Raw genomic sequence first — 19,616 nt, forward strand, 5'->3', positions numbered from 1 at the left:
CTCCTCCCGGGTCCTCCCTCCCCATTTCCCACATCGGGCGGCCCCCCCCCCCGCACACCCCGCGGGGCGGGGGCGCCGACGGTGAGGCTCGTTACGTTGCCTTACAGACCGAGGTCGACCTCGAACTCGCCGGCCTCCAGGATCGCCTTGACGGCCGTCAGGTAGCGGGCCGCGTCGGCGCCGTCCACCAGACGGTGGTCGTAGGAGAGCGTCAGGTAGGTCATGTCGCGGACGCCGATGACGGTGCCCTCGGCGGTCTCGATGACGGCCGGACGCTTGACCGTGGCACCGATGCCCAGGATGGCGACCTGGTTCGGCGGCACGATGATCGTGTCGAACAGCGCACCGCGCGAGCCGGTGTTGGAGATGGTGAAGGTCGCACCGGACAGCTCGTCCGGCGTGATCTTGCTGGCGCGGACCTTGCCGGCCAGCTCGGCCGTGGCCTTGGAGATGCCGGCGATGTTCAGGTCGCCCGCACCCTTGATGACCGGCGTCATCAGACCCTTCTCGGAGTCCACGGCGATGCCGATGTTCTCCGAGTCGAAGTACGTGATGGTGCCCTCGTCCTCGTTGATCCGGGCGTTGATGACCGGGTGGGCCTTCAGCGCCTGGGCCGCCGCCTTCACGAAGAACGGCATCGGGGAGAGCTTGACGCCCTCGCGGGCGGCGAACGCGTCCTTGGCACGGGCGCGCAGCTTCATCAGCTTGGTGATGTCGACCTCGACGACCGAGGACAGCTGGGCCTGGCCGTGCAGCGCCTTCATCATGTTGTCGCCGATGACCTTGCGCATGCGGGTCATCTTGACCGTCTGGCCACGCAGCGGGGAGACCTCCAGGGCGGGGGTCTTCGGCGCGGCGGCGGCCGGAGCGGCGGCGGGGGCCGGAGCGGCGGCGGCCTTCTTGGCCTCGGCGGCCGCGAGGACGTCCTGCTTGCGGATGCGGCCGCCGACGCCCGAACCCTTGACGGTCGCCAGGTCGACACCGTTCTCGGTGGCGAGCTTGCGGACCAGCGGGGTCACGTAGGCGCCGTCCTCCGCCGGCTGTGCGGCGGCGGCAGGGGCGGGGGCGGCCGGGGCGGCAGCCGGAGCCGGGGCGGCGACCGGAGCGGCCGGGGCGACCGGAGCCGGGGCCGGAGCCGGGGCCGGAGCCGGAGCCGGAGCCGGGGCAGCGGCCGGAGCCGGGGCAGCGGCCGGGGCCGGGGCGGCGGCGGGGGCCGGGGCGGCAGCCGGGGCCGGGGCGGCCGGAGCGGCACCCGCGGCACCGATGACGGCCAGCTTGGCGCCGACCTCGGCGGTCTCGTCCTCACCGACGACGATCTCCAGGAGAACGCCGGAGGCGGGGGCGGGGATCTCGGTGTCGACCTTGTCCGTGGAGACCTCGAGCAGCGGCTCGTCGGCCTCGACGGTCTCGCCGACCGACTTCAGCCAGCGGGTGACGGTGCCCTCGGTGACGGACTCGCCGAGCGCCGGCAGGACGACGTCGGTGCCCTGGGCGGCACCGGCGGGGGCGGCGGCCGGAGCCTCGGCGGCGGGCGCCGGGGCGGCCGGGGCCTCGGCCACGGGGGCCGGAGCCGGCTCGGCGGCCGGAGCCGGAGCGGCCTCGGCGGCGGGGGCCGGGGCAGCCGCGGGGGCGCCGGAGCCGTCGTCGATGATGGCCAGCTCGGCGCCGACCTCGACCGTCTCGTCCTCGGCGACCTTGATGGAGGCCAGGATGCCCGAGGCGGGGGCGGGGATCTCGGTGTCGACCTTGTCGGTCGAGACCTCGAGCAGCGGCTCGTCGGCCTCGACACGCTCGCCCTCGGCCTTGAGCCAGCGGGTGACGGTGCCCTCGGTGACGCTCTCGCCGAGCGCCGGCAGGGTTACGGAAACCGACATGGTTTCAGTTGCTCCTAACGAATTGCGGAAGTTGGTCGTCGCGCCCTGTGATGACGTGAGCGTCAGTCGTGGGAGTGCAGAGGCTTGCCGGCCAGGGCCAGGTGGGCCTCGCCGAGCGCCTCGTTCTGCGTCGGGTGGGCGTGGATGAGCTGCGCGACCTCCGCCGGCAGCGCCTCCCAGTTGTAGATCAGCTGCGCCTCGCCGACCTGCTCGCCCATGCGGTCACCGACCATGTGGACGCCGACCACGGCACCGTCCTTGACCTGGACGAGCTTGATCTCGCCCGCGGTCTTCAGGATCTTGCTCTTGCCGTTGCCCGCGAGGTTGTACTTCAGGGCGACGACCTTGTCCGCGCCGTAGATCTCCTTGGCCTTGGCCTCGGAGATGCCGACCGAGGCGACCTCCGGGTGGCAGTACGTCACCCGCGGCACGCCGTCGTAGTCGATCGGCACGGGCTTCAGACCGGCCAGCCGCTCCGCGACCAGGATGCCCTCGGCGAAGCCGACGTGCGCGAGCTGGAGCGTCGGGACCAGGTCGCCGACCGCGGAGATCGTGGGCACGTTGGTCCGCATGTACTCGTCCACCAGGACGTAGCCGCGGTCCATGGCGATGCCCTGCTCCTCGTAGCCGAGACCGGCCGAGACCGGGCCGCGGCCGATGGCGACGAGCAGCACCTCCGCCTCGAAGGTCTTGCCGTCGGCCAGGGTGACCTTGACACCGTTCTCGGTGTACTCGGCCGACTGGAAGAACGTGCCCAGGTTGAACTTGATGCCACGCTTGCGGAAGGCGCGCTCGAGCAGCTTGGAGCTGTTCTCGTCCTCGACCGGGACGAGGTGCTTCAGGCCCTCGATGACCGTCACGTCGGTGCCGAAGGACTTCCACGCCGAGGCGAACTCGACGCCGATGACACCGCCGCCGAGGATGATCGCGGACTCCGGCACCCGGTCCAGGGTCAGCGCGTGGTCCGAGGAGATGATCCGGTTGCCGTCGATCTCCAGACCCGGGAGCGACTTCGGCACGGAGCCGGTGGCGAGGAGGACGTGACGGCCCTCGACCCGGCGGCCGTCGACGTCGACGGAGGTCGGGGACGACAGGTGGCCGGTGCCCTCGATGTACGTCACCTTGCGGGAGGCGACGAGACCCTGCAGACCCTTGTAGAGGCCCGAGATCACGTCGTCCTTGTACTTGTGCACGGCCTTGATGTCGATGCCCTCGAAGGAGGCCTTGACACCGAACTGCTCCGCCTCGCGCGCCTGGTCGGCGACCTCGCCGGCGTGGAGCAGGGCCTTCGTCGGGATGCAGCCGTTGTGCAGGCAGGTGCCGCCGAGCTTGTTCTTCTCGATCAGTGCGACGTCCAGGCCCAGCTGCGCTCCGCGCAGCGCCGCGGCGTAACCGCCGCTACCGCCGCCGAGGATCACTAGGTCGAAAACGGTGCTGGCGTCGTTCGCCACGTCACGTCCTCCATGCATGTGCGCTCGTCGCCGGTCGTCGATGACCGGGCGGCGGCTCCGGGTGTCCGGCCGCATATTTGTCGGCCCTGTGGTGGGGGCCCTGTCCTGCCGAGAACCCATCTTCGCACTTGTTGCCGGACGGCGGGACGCGGGGCCGCGCTCTGAGACGGCGGATAGTCCGTACGGACGGGCGACGGCCACGTACGAAGCTACGGATTTCGTCGCGAGCGAACGGCCCCCAGGTCGATGACCTGGGGGCCGTGGCGCGAATCACTCGGTGAGGCGGGCCGGATCGGAGCCGGATCGGAGCCGGGCCGGAGCCGGATCGGGTCCGGAGCCGGATCGGTTCCGGATCAGTTCCAGACCCGGAACCGGACCGGACCCGGAGCCGGATCGGTTCCGGACCCGGATCGGCTCCGGACCCGGATCACCTCCCGACCTGGATCAGAGGTCGCCGTCCGCCGTCCGCTCCGCGAGCCGCACCAGGGTGCGCACCGAGGAGCCGGTGCCGCCCTTCGGGGTGTAGCCGTACGGGGCGCTCTCGTGGAAGGCCGGGCCCGCGATGTCGAGGTGGGCCCAGGTGATGCCCTCGCCGACGAACTCCTGCAGGAACAGGCCGGCCACCAGGCCGCCGCCCATCCGCTCGCCCATGTTGGCGATGTCCGCGGTGGCGGAGTCCATGCCCTTGCGCAGGTCCGCCGGGAGCGGCATCGGCCAGGACTGCTCGCCGACCTCCTCGGCGATCTCGTGGATCGCGGAGCGGTAGTCGTCGTCGTTGGCCATGATGCCGAAGGTGCGGTTGCCGAGCGCCAGGACCATGGCGCCCGTCAGGGTGGCGACGTCGACGATCGCGTCCGGGTGCTCCTCCGAAGCCCTGGTCAGTGCGTCCGCGAGGACCAGGCGGCCCTCGGCGTCCGTGTTGAGGACCTCGACGGTCTTGCCGCTGTACATGCGCAGCACGTCACCGGGGCGGGTGGCGGAGCCGGACGGCATGTTCTCGGCGAGCGCCAGCCAGCCGGTGACGTTGACCTCGAGACCCAGGCGGGCGGCGGCGACGACGGCGGAGAACACGGCGGCGGCGCCGCTCATGTCGCACTTCATCGTCTCGTTGTGGCCGGCCGGCTTCAGCGAGATGCCGCCCGAGTCGTAGGTGATGCCCTTGCCGACCAGGGCCAGGGTCTTCTCCGCCTTGGGGTGGGTGTAGGCGACGCGGACCAGGCGCGGCGGGTTCACCGAGCCGTTGCCGACGCCCAGGATGCCGCCGTAGCCGCCCTTGGTGAGCGCCTTCTCGTCGAGCACCTGGACCTTGAGGTTGTGCTCCTTGCCGGCGGCCTGCGCGGCGGCGGCGAACGCGGCCGGGGTCAGGTCGTTCGGCGGCTGGTTGATCAGGTCGCGGGCGCGGTTCATCTCCTCGGCGACGGTCCGCGCGCGGTCCGCGGCGGCCTTGTACGCCTTGTCGCGCGGCTTGGCGCCGAGCAGGGCGACCTCGCCGAGCGGCTTCTTGCGGCCCTCGCCGTCCTGGTACGCGGTGTAGGCGTACGCGCCGAGCAGCGCGCCCTCGGCGATGGCGGCGGCGTCCTCGGGGGCGCCGATCGGCAGCGCGAAGGCGGCCTTCTTCACGCCGGCCAGGGCGCGGGCGGCGGTGCCGGCGGCGCGGCGCAGCGCCTCGGCGTCGAAGCCCTCGCCGTCCTCGGGCGCGGAGCCCAGGCCGACGACGAGCACGACGGGGGCCTTGAGGCCGGCCGGCGAGGGAAGCTTGGTCGCCTCACCCTCTGCGCCGGTGGCACCCAGAGTGTCCAGGACGGCGGCCAGGCCGCCGTCGAACGCCTGGTCGACGGCCTCGGCGCCGGGGGCCACGACGAGGGTCTTCCCGGACTTCGCGGCGCCGACCACGACGACGTCGGCGCGCAGCGTCGCCGCGCCGGCGGTGCTGAGAGTGAGAGCAGTCACGGTGGTGAAATCTCGCTTCCGTTGAGTTCTGTGGCGGTCGAGGGATGGGCCGACCGTGCCCGCCGCATCGTATTTCGGCCCGAAGAGCGCCCGGACACGAGGTTACGCTCGCTCACCGCTTTCGCTCACGGCGACGGTGATTCACTCGTCCGTGGTGTCTCTGTCCGGTTTACGTCGCGGGCCCCGCGACCCCGTTCCAGACTCGGCTCGCGTCACCGGGCCGCGTCGGCTCCGCGTCAACTCCGACGCGCCTTCGAACGCGCCTCGACCACGCCATCCACTGCGACATCTCCACAGGTCCCGCCGCCCCGGCGGGCCTGCCGAGGGGGGACACCACCGATGGATTCCAGCCGCTCCCGCACGCCCAGAACCTCCCGCGCCGCGATCCGAGCCGCGGCCGGCCGGGACTCCGGGCTCGCCGCCCGAAGCGCGGCCCGCGGCGGCTCCCGGCTTGCCGCGCTCGCCGCCGCCGCGCTGCTCGCCACCGTCGTCCCCTCCGCGCAGGCGGGCGCCGCGACGACCACCCCGCGCGTCGACCTGACCGTGCTCGTCGTCGACGACGGAGGCAGCGCGGTCCAGGCGATCACCGCCGAGCTGACCGGCTCCGGCATCCCGTACCGCCGGATCGACCTCGACGACCCGAACCGGCCCGTGCTCACCGCGGCCTTCCTCCACGACACGGTCGACGGCCGGCCGCGCGCCAGGTACCAGGGCGTCGTCCTGCCCCACGAGGCCGTCTTCGGCCCCGACTCCACCGAGCAGGCCGCGCTCGTCGCGTACGAGCAGGACTTCGGCATCCCGCAGGTCGACGCCTACACCTGGGCCCACCCCGACGTCGGCCTCGACTACACGTCCGACGGCGGCTGGGCCGGCGTCCTCGACGGAGCCCGCGCCTACGTCACCCCCGCCGGGCAGGCCGGGCCCTTCCGGGACCTGCGCGGGACCGTCACCTTCGACGACAACGACCCGGACGTCTCGGAGAGTTACGGCTACGCCGGCCGCCCCCGGGCCGGCTACACCAGCTACCTCGACATGCCCGCCGCCGACGGCGGCCGGATGAGCCTGATCGGCGAGTACGCCCACGACGGACGCCGCGAACTCGTCGTCACCTTCGCCTACAACCCGTACCAGCGGCAGTTCCGGGTGCTCGCCCGCGGCATCGTCGACTGGCTCACCCAGGGCGTCCACCTCGGCCAGAGCCGCAACTACCTCTCCGTGCACGTCGACGACGTCCTCGCCCCCGACGCCCGCTGGGACACCGTCCGCAACTGCACCCCCGGCGACAACGACTGCCCAGGCGGCGACGACGCCGGCGCCAACCCGGTCCGGATGACCGCCGACGACGCCGCGTACGCCGCCGCCTGGCAGAAGTCCTCGGGCTTCCTCCTCGATCTGGTCTACAACGGCGGCCAGGGGGAGGAGTGGAAGACCGAGCACGGCGGCAGCGACCCGCTGGCCGCCCGGCTGCTCGCCGACCGGGCGCAGTACCGCTGGGTCAACCACACCTACACCCACGCCTTCCTCGGCTGCGTCCAGGACACCACCACCGTGCCCTGGAGCTGCGCCAAGGACGCCACCGGCGCGGTGCGGTGGGTGAGCCGCAGCGAGATCTCCGCGCAGATCCGCGACAACCTCGACTGGGCCACCGGCAAGGGCGTCTCCGTCGACCGCACCGAGCTCGTCACCGGCGAGCACTCCGGCCTGAAGACCCTGCCGCAGCAGCCCGTCGACAACCCGAACCTGGCCGGCGCCCTCGCCGACAACGGCATCAGATGGACCGCGAGCGACGCCTCCCGCGAGCCGCGGCAGCGCTCCGTCGGCACCGGCTACGGCGCCGCCCTGACCGTGCCCCGCCACCCCATGAACGTGTACTACAACGTGGGCACCGCCGCCGAGATGACCGACGAGTACAACTGGATCTACACCTCGCGCGCCGACGGCGGCAGCGGCCTCTGCGAGAACAACCCCGCCTCCACCTGCCTGCCCGCCCCGCTCGACCCGGCCACCGGCTACGCCGCGTACATCGCGCCGCGCGAGGCCCGCACCGCCCTCACCCACGTCCTCGGCAACGACCCGCGCCCGCACTACGTCCACCAGTCCAACCTCGCCGAGGAACGCCTGCTCTACCCCGTCCTCGACCAGGTCCTCGCCGACTACAGGGCCGTCTACGCCGCCAACACCCCGCTCGTGAACCCGCGCCAGAAGGACGTCGGCACCGAGCTGAGCCGCCGCGCCGACTGGGAGCGGGCGCTCGCCGCCGGCCAGGTCACCGCCTACCGCGTCGGCGACACCGTCACCGTCAAGGCCCCCTCCGGCGTCGCCGTCCCCGTCACCGCCCCCGAGGGCACCCGCAAGCAACTCCTGCTCGGCACGACAGCGTTCGGCACCCCGTACGCCGGCACCCGGTCCGCCTGGACCACACCCGAACTGCTCCAGACCGCCGTCACGCTCAAGCTGCCGACGACCTGACCAGCCCGCCTCGCGTCCGGGGGGACACGCACATGCCGAGCAGCGGCCGTCACGTCACCATGCTCACCGAAGGCACCTATCCGCACGTCCACGGCGGCGTCAGCACCTGGTGCGACCAGCTCGTCCGGGGCATGCCCGAAGTCGACTTCCACGTCCTCGCCCTCACCGGCAGCGGCCGCGAACCCGTCACCTGGGAACTGCCGCCGAACCTCACCGCCCACACCTCCTTCCCGCTCTGGGGCGCCGCCCCGGAGCGGGCCCGGTGCGCGCCGCGCGGCCGGGCCGCCCGCCGCTTCCTCGGCGCGTACGAACGCCTGCTGCTCGCGATCCTCGACCCGGCGGCGGGCTGCGACTTCGGCGACAGCCTGTACGCACTCGCCGGGCTCGCCCGCGAGGGCCGGCTCACCGCCGCCCTGCGCTCCGAGCGCGTCCTGCGCTCCCTGATGTGGATCTGGACCATGCCGCACCTGCCGACGGCCGCGGCCCGGCCCACCGTCCACGACGCCCTCACCGCCACCGACCTGCTGGAACACGCGCTGCGCCCGCTCGCCGCCCGGATATCCGAGGGCCGCGTCGCGCACGCCGTCTCCAGCGGACTCGCCACCCTGCCGGCGCTCGCCGCCCAGCACTTCGAAGGGGTGCCCTTCCTGCTCACCGAACACGGCATCTACCTGCGCGAGCGCTACCTCGGCTACCGCACCGAGGCCCAGCGCTTCCCCGTCAAGGCCCTGCTCCTCGGCTTCTACCGCGAACTCAACACCCTCGGCTACCGCAAGGCCGACCTCATCACCCCCTGCAACCAGTACAACCGGCGCTGGGAGGAACGCGGCGGCGCCCCCGCCGACCGCATCCGCACCGTCTACAACGGCGTCGACCCCGCCGCCTTCCCCTGGGCCGGCCCCGAGCCCGAGACCCCCACGCTCAGCTGGGTGGGCCGCGTCGACCCCATCAAGGACCTGGAGACCCTGATCCGGGCCTACGCGATCTGCCGCGCCGAACTGCCCGAGCTGCGGCTCCGGTTGTTCGGCCCGGTCCCGGCCGGCAACGAGGACTACCGCACCCGCCTGGAGAAACTCGCCGCCGAACTCGGCGTCGCCGACGGCGTCACCTTCGAGGGCCGCACCTCCGACGTCGCCGGGGCCTACGCCTCCGGCAACGTCGTCATGCTCTCCTCCATCAGCGAGGGCTTCCCCTTCTCCCTCATCGAGTCCATGTCCTGCGGCCGCGCCACGGTCTCCACCGACGTCGGCGGCGTCCGCGAGGCCGTCGGCGACACCGGCCTCGTCGTCCCGCCCCGCGAACCCGCCGTCATGGCCGCCGCCGTCACCGAGCTGCTGCGCGACGACGCCCGCCGCGCCGACCTGGCCCGCCGCGCCCGTCAACGCGTCGTCGACCGCTTCACCCTCCACCGCTCCGTCGACGGCTTCCGCCGCATCTACCTCGAACTCGCGGGCCGTCCCACCGTCCCGCCCGTCGAGCCCGAGGACTGGACGGTCCGCCTCACCGACCCGTGGCGGCAGACGTGGGCCGAGGGGGTGCCGGCATGAACGGCTCGCCGTGGCCGAGACGGGGCACGAGGAGCGACTCGCCGGCCGGCGGACCGGCCGTGCCTGCGGCGCCGGTGGCACTCACAGCCTGCCGGCGCCCTGCCCGGCCCGAGGGGGTGCAGGCGTGAGCGGCTCCCTCTGGCTGAAGCCGGGCACGACCGGCGACTCGCTGCCGACGATCCCGCGGCAGCGGACGACGGCCGCGCCGGATCCGGTGACCGCGCTTGCCGGCCCGGGCCCGCAGGCCCCCGACGCCGGACCCGCCCCGGTGGCGCGGCCCGTACCGAGCGGCCCGCACGGGGCCGGGGCGTCCCCCGAGGAACTGACCCTGGCCGCCGGACCGCCCACGCCCGAGGCGCCGCCGGTACGACCGGGGCCCGCCCGGCCGGGGCCAGGCCGAGCCCTCGGCGCCCCGGCGCCGACCTCGGCCCGTACCGTCCGCGGCCCGCAGGCGCTGTCCGGCGGTGCCAGCTCGCCCGGTGCGTCCGAGGTGGCCCGTACCGTCCGCCGTCCGCAGGCGCTGCCGGGCGGGGCCACTTCACCCGGTGCGTCCGAGGCGGCCAGGGCCGCCCGCGGCCCGCAGGGACGACCCTGCGGTGCCGCCTCGCCCCCTGGGACGGAGCCCTGCGGTGCCGCCTCGCCCCCCGGGACGGAGTACGCCCCCGACCCGCTCGACGACCTCGTCGCCCGGCTCGACGCGCTCGCCGCCGTCGCCGTGCACCCCGACGAGATAGCCGCGATCCTGGAGTCGGACGGCATGACGGACGATCACATCCGGCTCACCTACGGCCGGGCCGACTCCTTCGCCCTCGCCGAGGACCTCTACGCCCGCACCGAGCGCCGCCACCCCGACCCCGAGGCGCCGGCCGCCGGGCCCTGGCACACCGGGCTCGCCGGCTGCCTGCTGCGTGGGCTCGTCTTCGCGCTGCCGGGGCTCGCGTACGTGCTCGGGGCGCCGATCCTGGCCCACGGGCCCGGGCGGTACGGGCTGCCGCCGGGGAGCGTGCCGCTGTTCGCGGGGGCGGTCACCGGGTGGGTGTGGAACCAGGCCCTGGCGCACCGCGCGTACAGCTGGCTCGGGCTCGGCGACCGGCGGGCGGCCGTACGGGCGCTGCGCACCGGCGCGCCGGCCGGGGCGCTCGCGGGCGCGGCGGTCGCGGTGGCGGCGGCCGGGCCGGGGGAGGGGCCGGCCGCGCTGTTCGGGGCCGGGCAGGCGGTGTACCTGGCGGCGGCGACCGTGCTGCTCGTCCTCGGACGCGAACGCGCCCTGCTCGCCGCCCTGTTGCCGCTCGCCGGCGCCGTCCCGGCCTTCCGCTACGACCTGCCGGAGCCGCTGCGGATCGCCCTGCTGCTGCTCTCGCTCGCCGCCACCACCGTCTTCGCGGGGCTCACGCTGCGCGGCGGCCGCGCCGGGGGCCGCGGCGGACCGCCGTTCGCCGCCTCCCTCCCGTACGGCCTGTTCGGCCTCGGCAGCGGACTGCTCGTGCTCGGCGTCGGCGCCGACGCCGTCATCGCGCTCAGCCTGTCCATGGGCCCGGCCGAATGGCTCCTGCACCGCTTCCGGGGCGCCAGCCTCACCCGGCTGCGGCTGCTGACCACCGCGTACGAGTTCCGGCGTGCCGTCACCGGCATGCTGGTCCGCTGCCTCGGCGGCTACCTCGCCCTGCTGCTCGCCCTCACCCTCACCGCCGGGGCCCTGTGGCCCGGCGCCGCCGCCGTGTCCGCGGGGCGGATCGTCGCGCTGCTGCTGGTCGGCGCGGTGCTGTGGCTGGGACTGCTGCTGCAGGCGTTCGGCGCGGTGTCGAGCGCGGCCGTGGTGTGCCTGCTGGCCGCCGTCGCGCAGGCGCTGGCGCCGGCGGCCGGGCCGGTCGCGGCGGGTCTGGCGGCGGCCGTGCTGTGCGTGCTGACCTGTGTCCTGCTGGTTCGACCGACCGCCCACCGCTTCTAGGGGCCCGGAGGCCCGGACTGTGACATCCCTGAAAACGCCGGAATCAACCAGATCGACGAAACCGCCGAAGCCCTCGGCGGCCCCGACAGCCCCGACGGCCTCGAAGCCGTCGGCGGCCCCCACACCCCCCACAGCCCCCTTGTCCTCGAAGCCCCTGATCCTCGTGCCGTTCTACGAGCACCCCGCCGACCGCCCCGAGGACTGGGCCGCCGTCGTCGCGGCCGCCCCGGCCCTCTACGGTGTCGTCCTCAATCCGGCGAGCGGCGCGGGCCGCGCCCCCGACGCGGCGTTCGCCGAGGTCGCGGCGCGGCTGCGGGCGGCCGGGGTGCGGGTCCTCGGCTACGCGGACACCGACTACGGCCGCCGCCCGCACGCCGACGTCGTCGCCGACCTCGTACGGCACCGCGACTGGTACGGCGCCGACGGCGCGTTCCTCGACCAGGTGCCGACCGAGCCGGCCGCGCTGCCGCACTACCGCCGCCTCACCGTGGCCGCGCGGGCCGCCGGCGCCGCGACCCTGGTCCTCAACCACGGCGCCCACCCGGCCCCCGGCTACGAGGAACTCGCCGACCTCCTCGTCACCTTCGAGGGCCCCTGGGACGCCTACCGCGCCCTCGACCTCCCGGTCGCCGACCACTACTGCCACCTCGTCTACGCGGCCCCCGCCGACGCCCCGCGCCCGGCGACCCCCGTCCACTGCGCCGTGCCGGGCACGGGCGCGCACCCGTGGGGCACGCTGCCGCACACCCTGGAGCCCGTCCGGTGACCCGCCGCCTGCTGCCCCCGCTCGCCCTCGTCCTGCTCCTGCTCGCGGCCTGCACGACGACGCCTCCCGCCCCGGATCCCAAGCCGCGGGCCGACCGCTGGCAACCGGCCCCCGGTCTCGCCTGGCAGTGGCAGCTCAGCGGCCGCCTCGACCCCTCCGTGGACGTGCCCGTCTACGACATCGACGGCTTCGACCATCCGGCCACCACCGTCGCCGGCCTGCACCGCCGTGGCCGCAAGGTCATCTGCTACGTCTCCACCGGCGCCTGGGAGGACTTCCGCCCCGACGCCGCGAAGTTCCCGAAGGCGGTCCTCGGCAAGGGCAACGGCTGGCCCGGCGAACGCTGGCTCGACATCCGCCGCACCGACCTCCTCGCCCCCCTCATGGCCGGCCGCCTCGACCTGTGCCGCACCAAGGGCTTCGACGCGGTCGAACCCGACAACATGGACGGCTACCAGAACGACACCGGCTTCCCCCTCACCCCCGCCGACCAGCTCCGCTACAACCGCCTCATCGCCCGCCTCGCCCACGACCGCGGCCTCGCCGTCGGCCTCAAGAACGACCTCGACCAGATCCCCGACCTGCTCCCCGACTTCGACTTCGCGGTGAACGAGCAGTGCGCCCAGTACGGAGAGTGCGACCGGCTCGTCCCGTTCGTGAGGGCGGGCAAGGCGGTGTTCCACGTGGAGTACGAGCTGGAGGTGGGGGAGTTCTGCGCGGAGGCGCGGAGGCTGGGCCTCAGCTCCATGCGGAAGAGGTACGAGCTGGGGGCCTGGCGGCAGGCCTGCTGAGCCACCGTCCCCTTCGGCCGGACTTCCGGCCGGACTCAACCCAGCGTCAGCACCACCAACGCCACCGTCCCCGCCGTCTCCGCCACCGCCCCGAACACGTCCCCCGTCACCCCGCCGAAGCGTGCCACGCACCGCCGCAGCAGCAGCTCCGCGGCCCCCAGCGCGGCCGCCGCGGCCAGCGCGTGGCGGAGCGCGTCGTACGGGGAGAACAGCGCGCCGGCGGCCGCGCTCAGCAGGACGGCCAGGCCGGTCGCCAGGGCGGCGGCCCGGACCGGGACCGTCGCGGCGACGATCGCGCCGAGGCCCTCGGGGCGGGCCGCGGGGACGCCCTCGCGGGAGGCGAGGGTGAGGGCGAGGCGGGCGACGGTCGCGGCGAGCGCGGCGGCGACCGTGCCGTACGCCCAGCTCTCGGCGTACAGCTGGGAGAGCGCGGCGATCTGGGCGAGGAGGACGAAGACGAGGGTGATGACGCCGAAGGGGCCGATGTCGGACTGCTTCATGATCCGCAGGGCGTCCTCCGCGGGCTTGCCGCTGCCGAGCCCGTCGGCGGTGTCCGCGAGACCGTCGAGGTGGAGGCCGCGCGTGAGCACGGCGGGGACGGCCGCGGTGAGGACCGCGGCGAGCAGCGGGCCCGCGCCGAGGACCAGCGACACGCCGCCGGCCGCGGCCGCGCACAGGCCGACGACGAGGCCCGCGAGCGGGGCGCAGAGCATCCCGGCCCGGGCCGCGTCGCGGTCCCAGCGGGTGATGCGGGCGGGGAGCACGGTGAGGGTGCCGAAGGCGAATCGCAGGCCGTCCATCCGCGGAAGGGTAGTGCCCCGCCGTGGAGGCTAAATTGGCTGTACCGGACGAAAACTGACCAATCGGCAGAGGGTGGCATGGGTCACTGGTTCTCCCGCAACATCGTCGAACCCGGAAAGCTCCCGCTCTTCCTGGCCCTGACCGCCTTCGTGGTGACCTTCCTCGTCACCCGCACCATCACCCGCCTCATCCGGGCCGGCAAGGGCCCCTTCGGCAACGTCTCCTCGGGCGGGGTGCACATCCACCACGTGGTGCCGGGCGTCGTGCTCAGCGTGCTCGGCGGCTTCGGGGCGGTCAGCAGCGGCCGGCACGGGGTCACGGCCGCGGTCTTCGCGGTGGTGTTCGGCATCGGCGCCGGGCTCGTCCTCGACGAGTTCGCGCTGATCCTGCACCTCGACGACGTCTACTGGACGGACGCCGGCCGGCAGAGCGTCGAGGTCGTCGTCCTCACCGCCACCCTCGTGCTGCTCACGCTCACCGGCTTCTCGCCGCTCGGTGTCAACGACATGACGGGGGAGGAGCGCCAGGACCGGGCGACCCTGATCCTGACCCTCGCCGTCAACTTCCTCTTCGTCCTGATCACCCTGGTGAAGGGAAAACTGCGGCTGGCGATCATCGGCACCCTCGTGCCGTTCGTCGCGATCATCGGGGCCGTCCGGCTCGCCCGCCCCGGCTCCTGGTGGGCCCGCAGGCTCTACGCCCGCCGGCACCGCGCCCGCGCCCGCGCCCGGATCCGCGCCTACCGGCACGACAAGCGCTGGACCCGGGTACGGAGGAGGGTTCAGGACCTGATCGGCGGCTTCCAGGAGCGCGTCCCGGGCCGCGGCGGCTCCACGTCGTCGAGCTGAGCCAGCGGCCCGCGCCGCTGCTCCCGCCACTCCTGGAAGGCGATCACGAGGAGTACGGCGGCGATGGCGGCGATGTGCTCCTTGCCCGCCAGGTTGTTCTTGACCAGCACCTCGACGACCATCGAGACGATCACCAGGATCCCGGTCCACCTCGCCCGGTAGCGCCAGCACACGTACACCGCGAGGCCCACCACCGCCGCCGAGGGCCCGGTGTCCACGATCTGCGCGTCGGAGCCGGGCAGCCCCAGCGGGTTGTCGGGGCCGAGGGCGATGCCGACGCGCGCGTAGAGCGTGCCGGCCAGCGTCGCCGTGTACGCGATGAGCAGCGTCCGCCACCGGCCCAGGCAGATCTCGGCGATCCCGAACACCAGCAGGACCTGCCCGAGCGCGCCCCACACCGGCAGGTCGAGCGCCGGCACGAAGAGCGAGAGCGGGGTGCGGAGCAGCGCGTACCCCACCGGGTCCTCGGCCCGCACCGAGCCGATGTCCTGGACCGCCTGGTAGCCCCAGTCCTGGTTCTGCACCAGCTGGAAGACCGAGGTGAGGAGGACGGCGCCGATCGTCATCGGGATCGCGCGCCACCGGCGTAAGGCGAGCGCCGTGCGCACGGTCCCGAAGAGCGGGCCCCACTCACGGCGCGCGAACGTCCGCACGGACGTCCGCACGGACGAGGGGCGGGTCAACGTCTGCCCTCCAGATGCTTGCGGTGCAGCCACTTGGGCAGCCCGGGAGCCTCCAGGAAACCCTCGGCGCGGCCGGCGGCGAGGCCGATGCGCAGCAGGTCGGCGCTCTTCTCGAAGAGCATGAATCGGGGCTCCCAGATCGGTCGGTACTTGGCGTTGGCGCGGTACAGCGACTCGATCTGCCACCAGCGGGAGAAGAAGCTGAGCAGTGAACGCCACATGCGCAGCACCGGTCCCGCACCGAGCCTCGAGCCACGTTCGAAGACGGACCGGAACATCGCGAAGTTGAGCGAGACCTGAGTGATCCCGATCTCCTTGGCCCGCTGCAGGAGTTCGATGACCATGAACTCCATCAGACCGTTCTCGGACTCCCGGTCCCGCCGCATCAGGTCCAGGGACAGCCCCTTCGGCCCCCACGGCACGAACGACAGCAGCGCGCGCAGCTCGCCCTGCTCGTCGGAGCACTCCAGCATCACGCAGCGCCCGTCCTTCGGGTCGCCGAGCCGGCCGAGCGCCATCGAGAAGCCGCGCTCGGTCTCGCCGTCCCGCCAGTCGTCCGCCTTGGCGAGCAGTACGGCCATCTCGTCGGCCGGGATGTCCTCGTGGCGCCGGATCCGCACCTGGTACCCGGCCCGCTTGACCCGGTTGAACGCCTGCCGGACCGTGCGCATGGCCCGTCCGTCGATCGTGAACTCGTCGGTCTCCACGATCGCCTCGTCGCCCAGCTCCAGCGCGTCGAGCCCGTGCCGGGCGTAGATCTGCCCGGCCTCCTCGCTCGCGCCCATCACCGCCGGGATCCAGCCGTGCTCGCGCGCCTCGGCCAGCCACGGCTCGATCGCGCCGGGCCACGCCTCCGGGTCGCCGATCGGGTCGCCGGAGGCGAGGGAGACGCCGCCGACCACCCGGTAGGCGATCGCCGCCTTCTCGCTCGGGGACCAGATGACGCTCTTCTCGCGGCGCAGCGCGAAGTAGCCGAGCGAGTCCCGGTCGCCCTGCTTGTCGAGCAGGGCCCGCAGCCGGTCCTCGTCCTCCTCGGTGAGCGGGTCGACGGCCCGCCGGGCCCGGAAGGCGGCGAACAGCACCGCGAACAGCAGCAGCGTCGACATCACGTTGATGACGACGTCGACCCAGCCGGGCGTGCTGATGTTCGCGAACGCCTTGTCGTCCGTGGCCAGCGTGATCAGCCGCAGCACGCCGTACTTCCAGCGCTCCAGGAAGGTCGACTGCCCGGACGCCGTGTTGGTGACGGTGACCAGGAACGCGGCGAGCAGCGAGGTGACGAGCAGCCCGCCGACCGCGACGACGGCGGCCGCGATCGGGTTGGAGCGGTCACCCTTCGCGTAGAACTCCTTGCGGCCGAGCAGCAGCGAGGCGAAGAACGCGGCGGTCAGCGCCAGCGACACCCAGTTCTGGGCGTGCTGCCGGATCTCCGGGAAGATCATCACGACCGCGAAGAGCAGCAGGAACAGCCCGCTCAGCACGATGTTCAGGATCCACGCGGCCCGCTTGCGACGGCGCATGGTGATCGCCAGGAACAGCGTGAACACACCGGAGGCGAAGCCGGCGGTCAGCATGTACGGGGTGAAGTAGTTGTCCTCGTTGTGCCGGCGCAGGTCGTTGCCGAACGAGACCCAGACGGCGCTCAGGAAATTGACGAACGTGACGGCCCGCAGATACCAGACGGCGAACGCGGCGCTGCGGCGCGAACGGACCGTGCTCAGAGGTGCTCCGGTGGTGGACAAACGGACTTCTCCCATAAAACGCGATCATATGGGGCGCTACTCGGCCTGTCCGGGCTGGGCCGGGATCGGACGCCACGCGCGTGGCGCCCGGCCCCGAGCCGGAACCCGACGCCCCGGCCAGGGCCGGCCGAAGCCGCCCCGGCCGCGGCCCTGCCGACCGAGCCTGCCCCTGCCGTAGCCGGCCGGTGCGGCCTGGTCGGCTGGGACCGGACCTGGGACCGGACCTGAGGCTGACCTGCCCGGCTGACCTGCCCGGCGGACCGACCGGACCCGGTCGACCCGCTCAGCTGACCTGCCCGGCCGACCGATCGGACCGGTCGAGCGCTAGCCGTTCGTTGCCGAGTCGGCTGCCGCCGGCTCGGCCGGGACGGTCGCCTCCGGCAGGTCCGCTGCCAGGGCGGCCGCGGCGCGGACCAGAGGGAGGGCGAGCAGCGCCCCGGTTCCCTCGCCCACAGTGACGCCGTGGTCGAGCAGAGGGTTGAGTGCCATCCGGTCGAGGGCCTTCGCCTGGGCCGGCTCGCCGCTGACCTGGCCCGCCAGCCACCAGTCCGGCGCGCGGAACGCCGCCCGCTGCGCGACCAGCGCGCAGGCCGCGCCCACGACGCCGTCCAGGATGACCGGCAGCCGGCGCACCGACGCCTGGAGCAGGAAGCCCGTCATCGCCGCCAGGTCCGGCCCGCCGACCGCCGCGAGCAGTTCCAGCTGGTCGCCGAGGACCGGGCGCGCCCGGCGCAGCGAGTCGCGGATCGCGGCGCACTTGCGCATCCAGGCCAGGTCGTCGATCCCGGCGCCGCCGCGCCCGGTCACCACCGACGCGTCCGTCCCGCACAGCGCGGCGATCAGCGTGGCCGCCGGCGTCGTGCCGCCGACACTCAGGTCGCCGAGCACGACCAGATCGGTGCCCGAGTCGGCCTCCTCGTCGGCGATCGCGATGCCCAGTTCGAGCGCCGCCTGCGCCTCCGCCGGGCTCTGCGCGTTCTCCTGGTCGATACGGCCCGTGCCGCGCCGCACCCGGCGCCGGGTCACCTCGGCGGGCAGCAGCTCCGGGTCGCAGTCCAGACCCGCGTCCACCACCCGCACCGGCACGCCCTGCGTCCGCGCGAGCACCGCGACCGGACTCGCGCCGTCGAGGACGGCGCGCACCAGCTCGTACGCGGTGCCGGCGGCCCGCCCCGAGACGTCGAGCGAGGCCACCCCGTGGTCGCCCGCGAACAGCACGACCTTGGGCTGCTCCACCGGCCGCACCGGCACCTGGCCCTGGGCCGCGGCCAGCCACTCGCCCAGCTCGTCGAGCCGCCCGAGCGCTCCGGGGCGCACGGCGAGCCGCTCCCGGCGCTCCTCGGCGTCACGCCGGATCCCGCCGTCGGGGCGCTCGATCAGATCGGAGAAGTCGTCGAGGTTCAAGGTTGGTTCCGCCTAGGGACGTCAATCGGTCGTGGGGCACACGCGTGAGTAGGGCGATCGTTCGAACCCTACCGGCTAGCCCCGCAGTACCAGGGCCTGTCCAGCGACCACGAGGAGCACCTGCTCGCACTCGTCGCCGAAGGCCGCGTTGAGCCGCCCCAGCTCGTCCCGGAACCGCCGCCCCGACGCGGTCGCCGGGACCACGCCAGACCCGACCTCGTTCGTGACCGCGACCACCGTGCGGCGGGTCGCCCGCACCGCCGCCACCAGCTCCGCGACGCGCGCGGCGAGCGCGTCCCGGCCGCCGTCCGCCCAGGTCTCGTCGTCCCACGCGCCGACCTGGTCCATGGCGTCGGTCAGCCACAGCGACAGACAGTCGATCAGCAGCGCCGGACCCTCGGCCGCGAGCAGCGGTACGAGGTCGGTCGTCTCCTCCGTACGCCACGAGCCCGGCCGCCGGTCCCGGTGCAGGCCCACCCGGTGCGCCCACTCCGGGTCGCCCTCGCGGGTGCCGCCCGTCGCCACGTACACGACCTCGGGGAAGGTCTCCAGACGCCGCTCCGCCTCCACCGACTTGCCCGACCTGGCCCCGCCGGTGACCAGCGTGCGGCGCGGCACGGCCGGCACGGCGTGGTACTCGCCCACGTACATCGTCGTCCCGTCCGGCACCGCCCGGGCCCCGGCCGCCGCGAGCCGCCGGTCCAGCTCGGCGCCCGCCGGCGCGTCGTGGTCCAGATGCACGGCGATCACCTCGGTGCCCGGCCCGACCGCGCCCGTCGCCCGCAGCCGGGCCAGCGCGTCCGGACGGCCCGTCACGTCCGCCACCACCATGTCGTACGGGCGCCGGTGATCGTCCGTCAGGCCGGCCGGTGCGCCGCCCGGCGGCAGGTAGAGGAGCCGCTCGCCCTCCGTCGACGACACCTCGTACCCCGTGCCCGGCGAATCCATCGCCACCGCCCGCACCCGGTGCCCGCTGATCAGCGTCAACTCCCGTCCGTCCGGCACCCGCACCGCCGTCGGCAGCCCCGCCGGCACCTCCAGGGCCGGCCCGTCGTGCGGATGCGTCAGGAGGACCTGCCGTACGCCGACCAGTGAATGCCCCGAACGCGCGGCGGCCAGCGCGGCCCCCGGCGTCAGATCGAGCAGCAGCGCCCCGTCCACGAGCAGCGACGTCGCCGCCCGCGCCTGTTTCCCCCGGGACAGCGCGCACACCGCGCACGGGCAGTCGGGACGGGGGAGACCGAGGGGCGCGCCGGTGCCGAGCAGAGTCAGTTCCACGCTCAGATCCTCCCGCGTCGCCGCAACCCGTGCGCGCCCGGCTACGCTGCGGGCAGGAAACCGA

General features: G+C 73.9%; 14 protein-coding genes. 6 read left to right on the plus strand and 8 right to left on the minus strand.

Features of this window, described 5'->3' with window-relative positions; all coding sequences use genetic code 11:
• Positions 1 to 101: 101 nt before the first annotated feature.
• The 3 genes from sucB to ACWEV0_RS30215 form a co-directional block, all read right to left on the minus strand.
• Entirely contained in the window at positions 102 to 1,874 is a 1,773-nt protein-coding gene (gene sucB / locus ACWEV0_RS30205; RefSeq protein WP_453152839.1) for a 2-oxoglutarate dehydrogenase, E2 component, dihydrolipoamide succinyltransferase, read from the minus strand.
• A 62-nt stretch (positions 1,875 to 1,936) separates the two neighbouring features.
• Positions 1,937 to 3,325, minus strand: a complete 1,389-nt coding sequence (gene lpdA, locus ACWEV0_RS30210; RefSeq protein WP_403798538.1) for a dihydrolipoyl dehydrogenase — start codon at positions 3,323 to 3,325, stop codon at positions 1,937 to 1,939.
• A gap of 444 nt (positions 3,326 to 3,769) precedes the next feature.
• Positions 3,770 to 5,275, minus strand: a complete 1,506-nt coding sequence (locus ACWEV0_RS30215) for a leucyl aminopeptidase (protein ID WP_453152840.1) — start codon at positions 5,273 to 5,275, stop codon at positions 3,770 to 3,772.
• Positions 5,276 to 5,614: 339 nt separating this feature from the next.
• Between ACWEV0_RS30215 and ACWEV0_RS30220 the strand changes: the two genes are divergently transcribed.
• From ACWEV0_RS30220 to ACWEV0_RS30240, 5 genes are all read left to right on the plus strand, one after another.
• Positions 5,615 to 7,744 (plus strand): hypothetical protein, encoded by a 2,130-nt coding sequence (locus ACWEV0_RS30220; RefSeq protein ID WP_453152841.1) that lies wholly within the window; start codon positions 5,615 to 5,617, stop codon positions 7,742 to 7,744.
• A 32-nt stretch (positions 7,745 to 7,776) separates the two neighbouring features.
• Positions 7,777 to 9,291, plus strand: a complete 1,515-nt coding sequence (gene pelF, locus ACWEV0_RS30225) for a GT4 family glycosyltransferase PelF (protein ID WP_453152842.1) — start codon at positions 7,777 to 7,779, stop codon at positions 9,289 to 9,291.
• Between the two features lie 124 nt (positions 9,292 to 9,415).
• On the plus strand, positions 9,416 to 11,239 hold the full coding sequence (locus ACWEV0_RS30230; RefSeq protein ID WP_453152843.1) for a hypothetical protein: 1,824 nt from the start codon (positions 9,416 to 9,418) through the stop codon (positions 11,237 to 11,239).
• Positions 11,240 to 11,378: 139 nt separating this feature from the next.
• Entirely contained in the window at positions 11,379 to 12,005 is a 627-nt protein-coding gene (locus tag ACWEV0_RS30235) for a spherulation-specific family 4 protein (protein ID WP_453152845.1), read from the plus strand.
• Positions 12,002 to 12,796, plus strand: coding sequence for an endo alpha-1,4 polygalactosaminidase (locus tag ACWEV0_RS30240; protein WP_453152846.1), 795 nt, complete (start codon positions 12,002 to 12,004; stop codon positions 12,794 to 12,796). The genes ACWEV0_RS30235 and ACWEV0_RS30240 overlap by 4 nt, the downstream gene beginning before the upstream one ends.
• Before the next feature lie 35 nt (positions 12,797 to 12,831).
• Here ACWEV0_RS30240 and ACWEV0_RS30245 read toward each other — a convergent pair whose 3' ends face one another.
• Positions 12,832 to 13,596 carry an adenosylcobinamide-GDP ribazoletransferase gene (locus ACWEV0_RS30245; RefSeq protein ID WP_453152847.1) on the minus strand — a complete coding sequence of 255 codons (765 nt, stop codon included), beginning with the start codon at positions 13,594 to 13,596 and terminating at the stop codon, positions 12,832 to 12,834.
• 78 nt (positions 13,597 to 13,674) lie between these two features.
• On the opposite strand from ACWEV0_RS30245, the gene ACWEV0_RS30250 reads away from it, so the two are divergent.
• Positions 13,675 to 14,445 carry a hypothetical protein gene (locus ACWEV0_RS30250; RefSeq protein WP_453152848.1) on the plus strand — a complete coding sequence of 257 codons (771 nt, stop codon included), beginning with the start codon at positions 13,675 to 13,677 and terminating at the stop codon, positions 14,443 to 14,445.
• Here the strand turns inward: ACWEV0_RS30250 and ACWEV0_RS30255 are convergent.
• From ACWEV0_RS30255 to ACWEV0_RS30270, 4 genes are all read right to left on the minus strand, one after another.
• Entirely contained in the window at positions 14,379 to 15,128 is a 750-nt protein-coding gene (locus ACWEV0_RS30255) for a hypothetical protein (RefSeq protein WP_453152849.1), read from the minus strand. The genes ACWEV0_RS30250 and ACWEV0_RS30255 overlap by 67 nt on opposite strands.
• A complete protein-coding gene (locus tag ACWEV0_RS30260) occupies positions 15,125 to 16,885 on the minus strand; it encodes a phosphatidylglycerol lysyltransferase domain-containing protein (RefSeq protein WP_453152850.1) in 1,761 nt (586 codons plus the stop codon). The genes ACWEV0_RS30255 and ACWEV0_RS30260 overlap by 4 nt, the downstream gene beginning before the upstream one ends.
• A gap of 309 nt (positions 16,886 to 17,194) precedes the next feature.
• Positions 17,195 to 18,274, minus strand: coding sequence for a nicotinate-nucleotide--dimethylbenzimidazole phosphoribosyltransferase (gene cobT / locus ACWEV0_RS30265; protein ID WP_453152851.1), 1,080 nt, complete (start codon positions 18,272 to 18,274; stop codon positions 17,195 to 17,197).
• A 75-nt stretch (positions 18,275 to 18,349) separates the two neighbouring features.
• Complete coding sequence (locus ACWEV0_RS30270; RefSeq protein ID WP_453152852.1) at positions 18,350 to 19,552, minus strand: bifunctional adenosylcobinamide kinase/adenosylcobinamide-phosphate guanylyltransferase; 1,203 nt, start codon at positions 19,550 to 19,552, stop codon at positions 18,350 to 18,352.
• Between the last annotated feature and the right edge of the window lie 64 nt (positions 19,553 to 19,616).

It is taken from the genome of Streptomyces sp. NPDC003943, assembly GCF_053605265.1.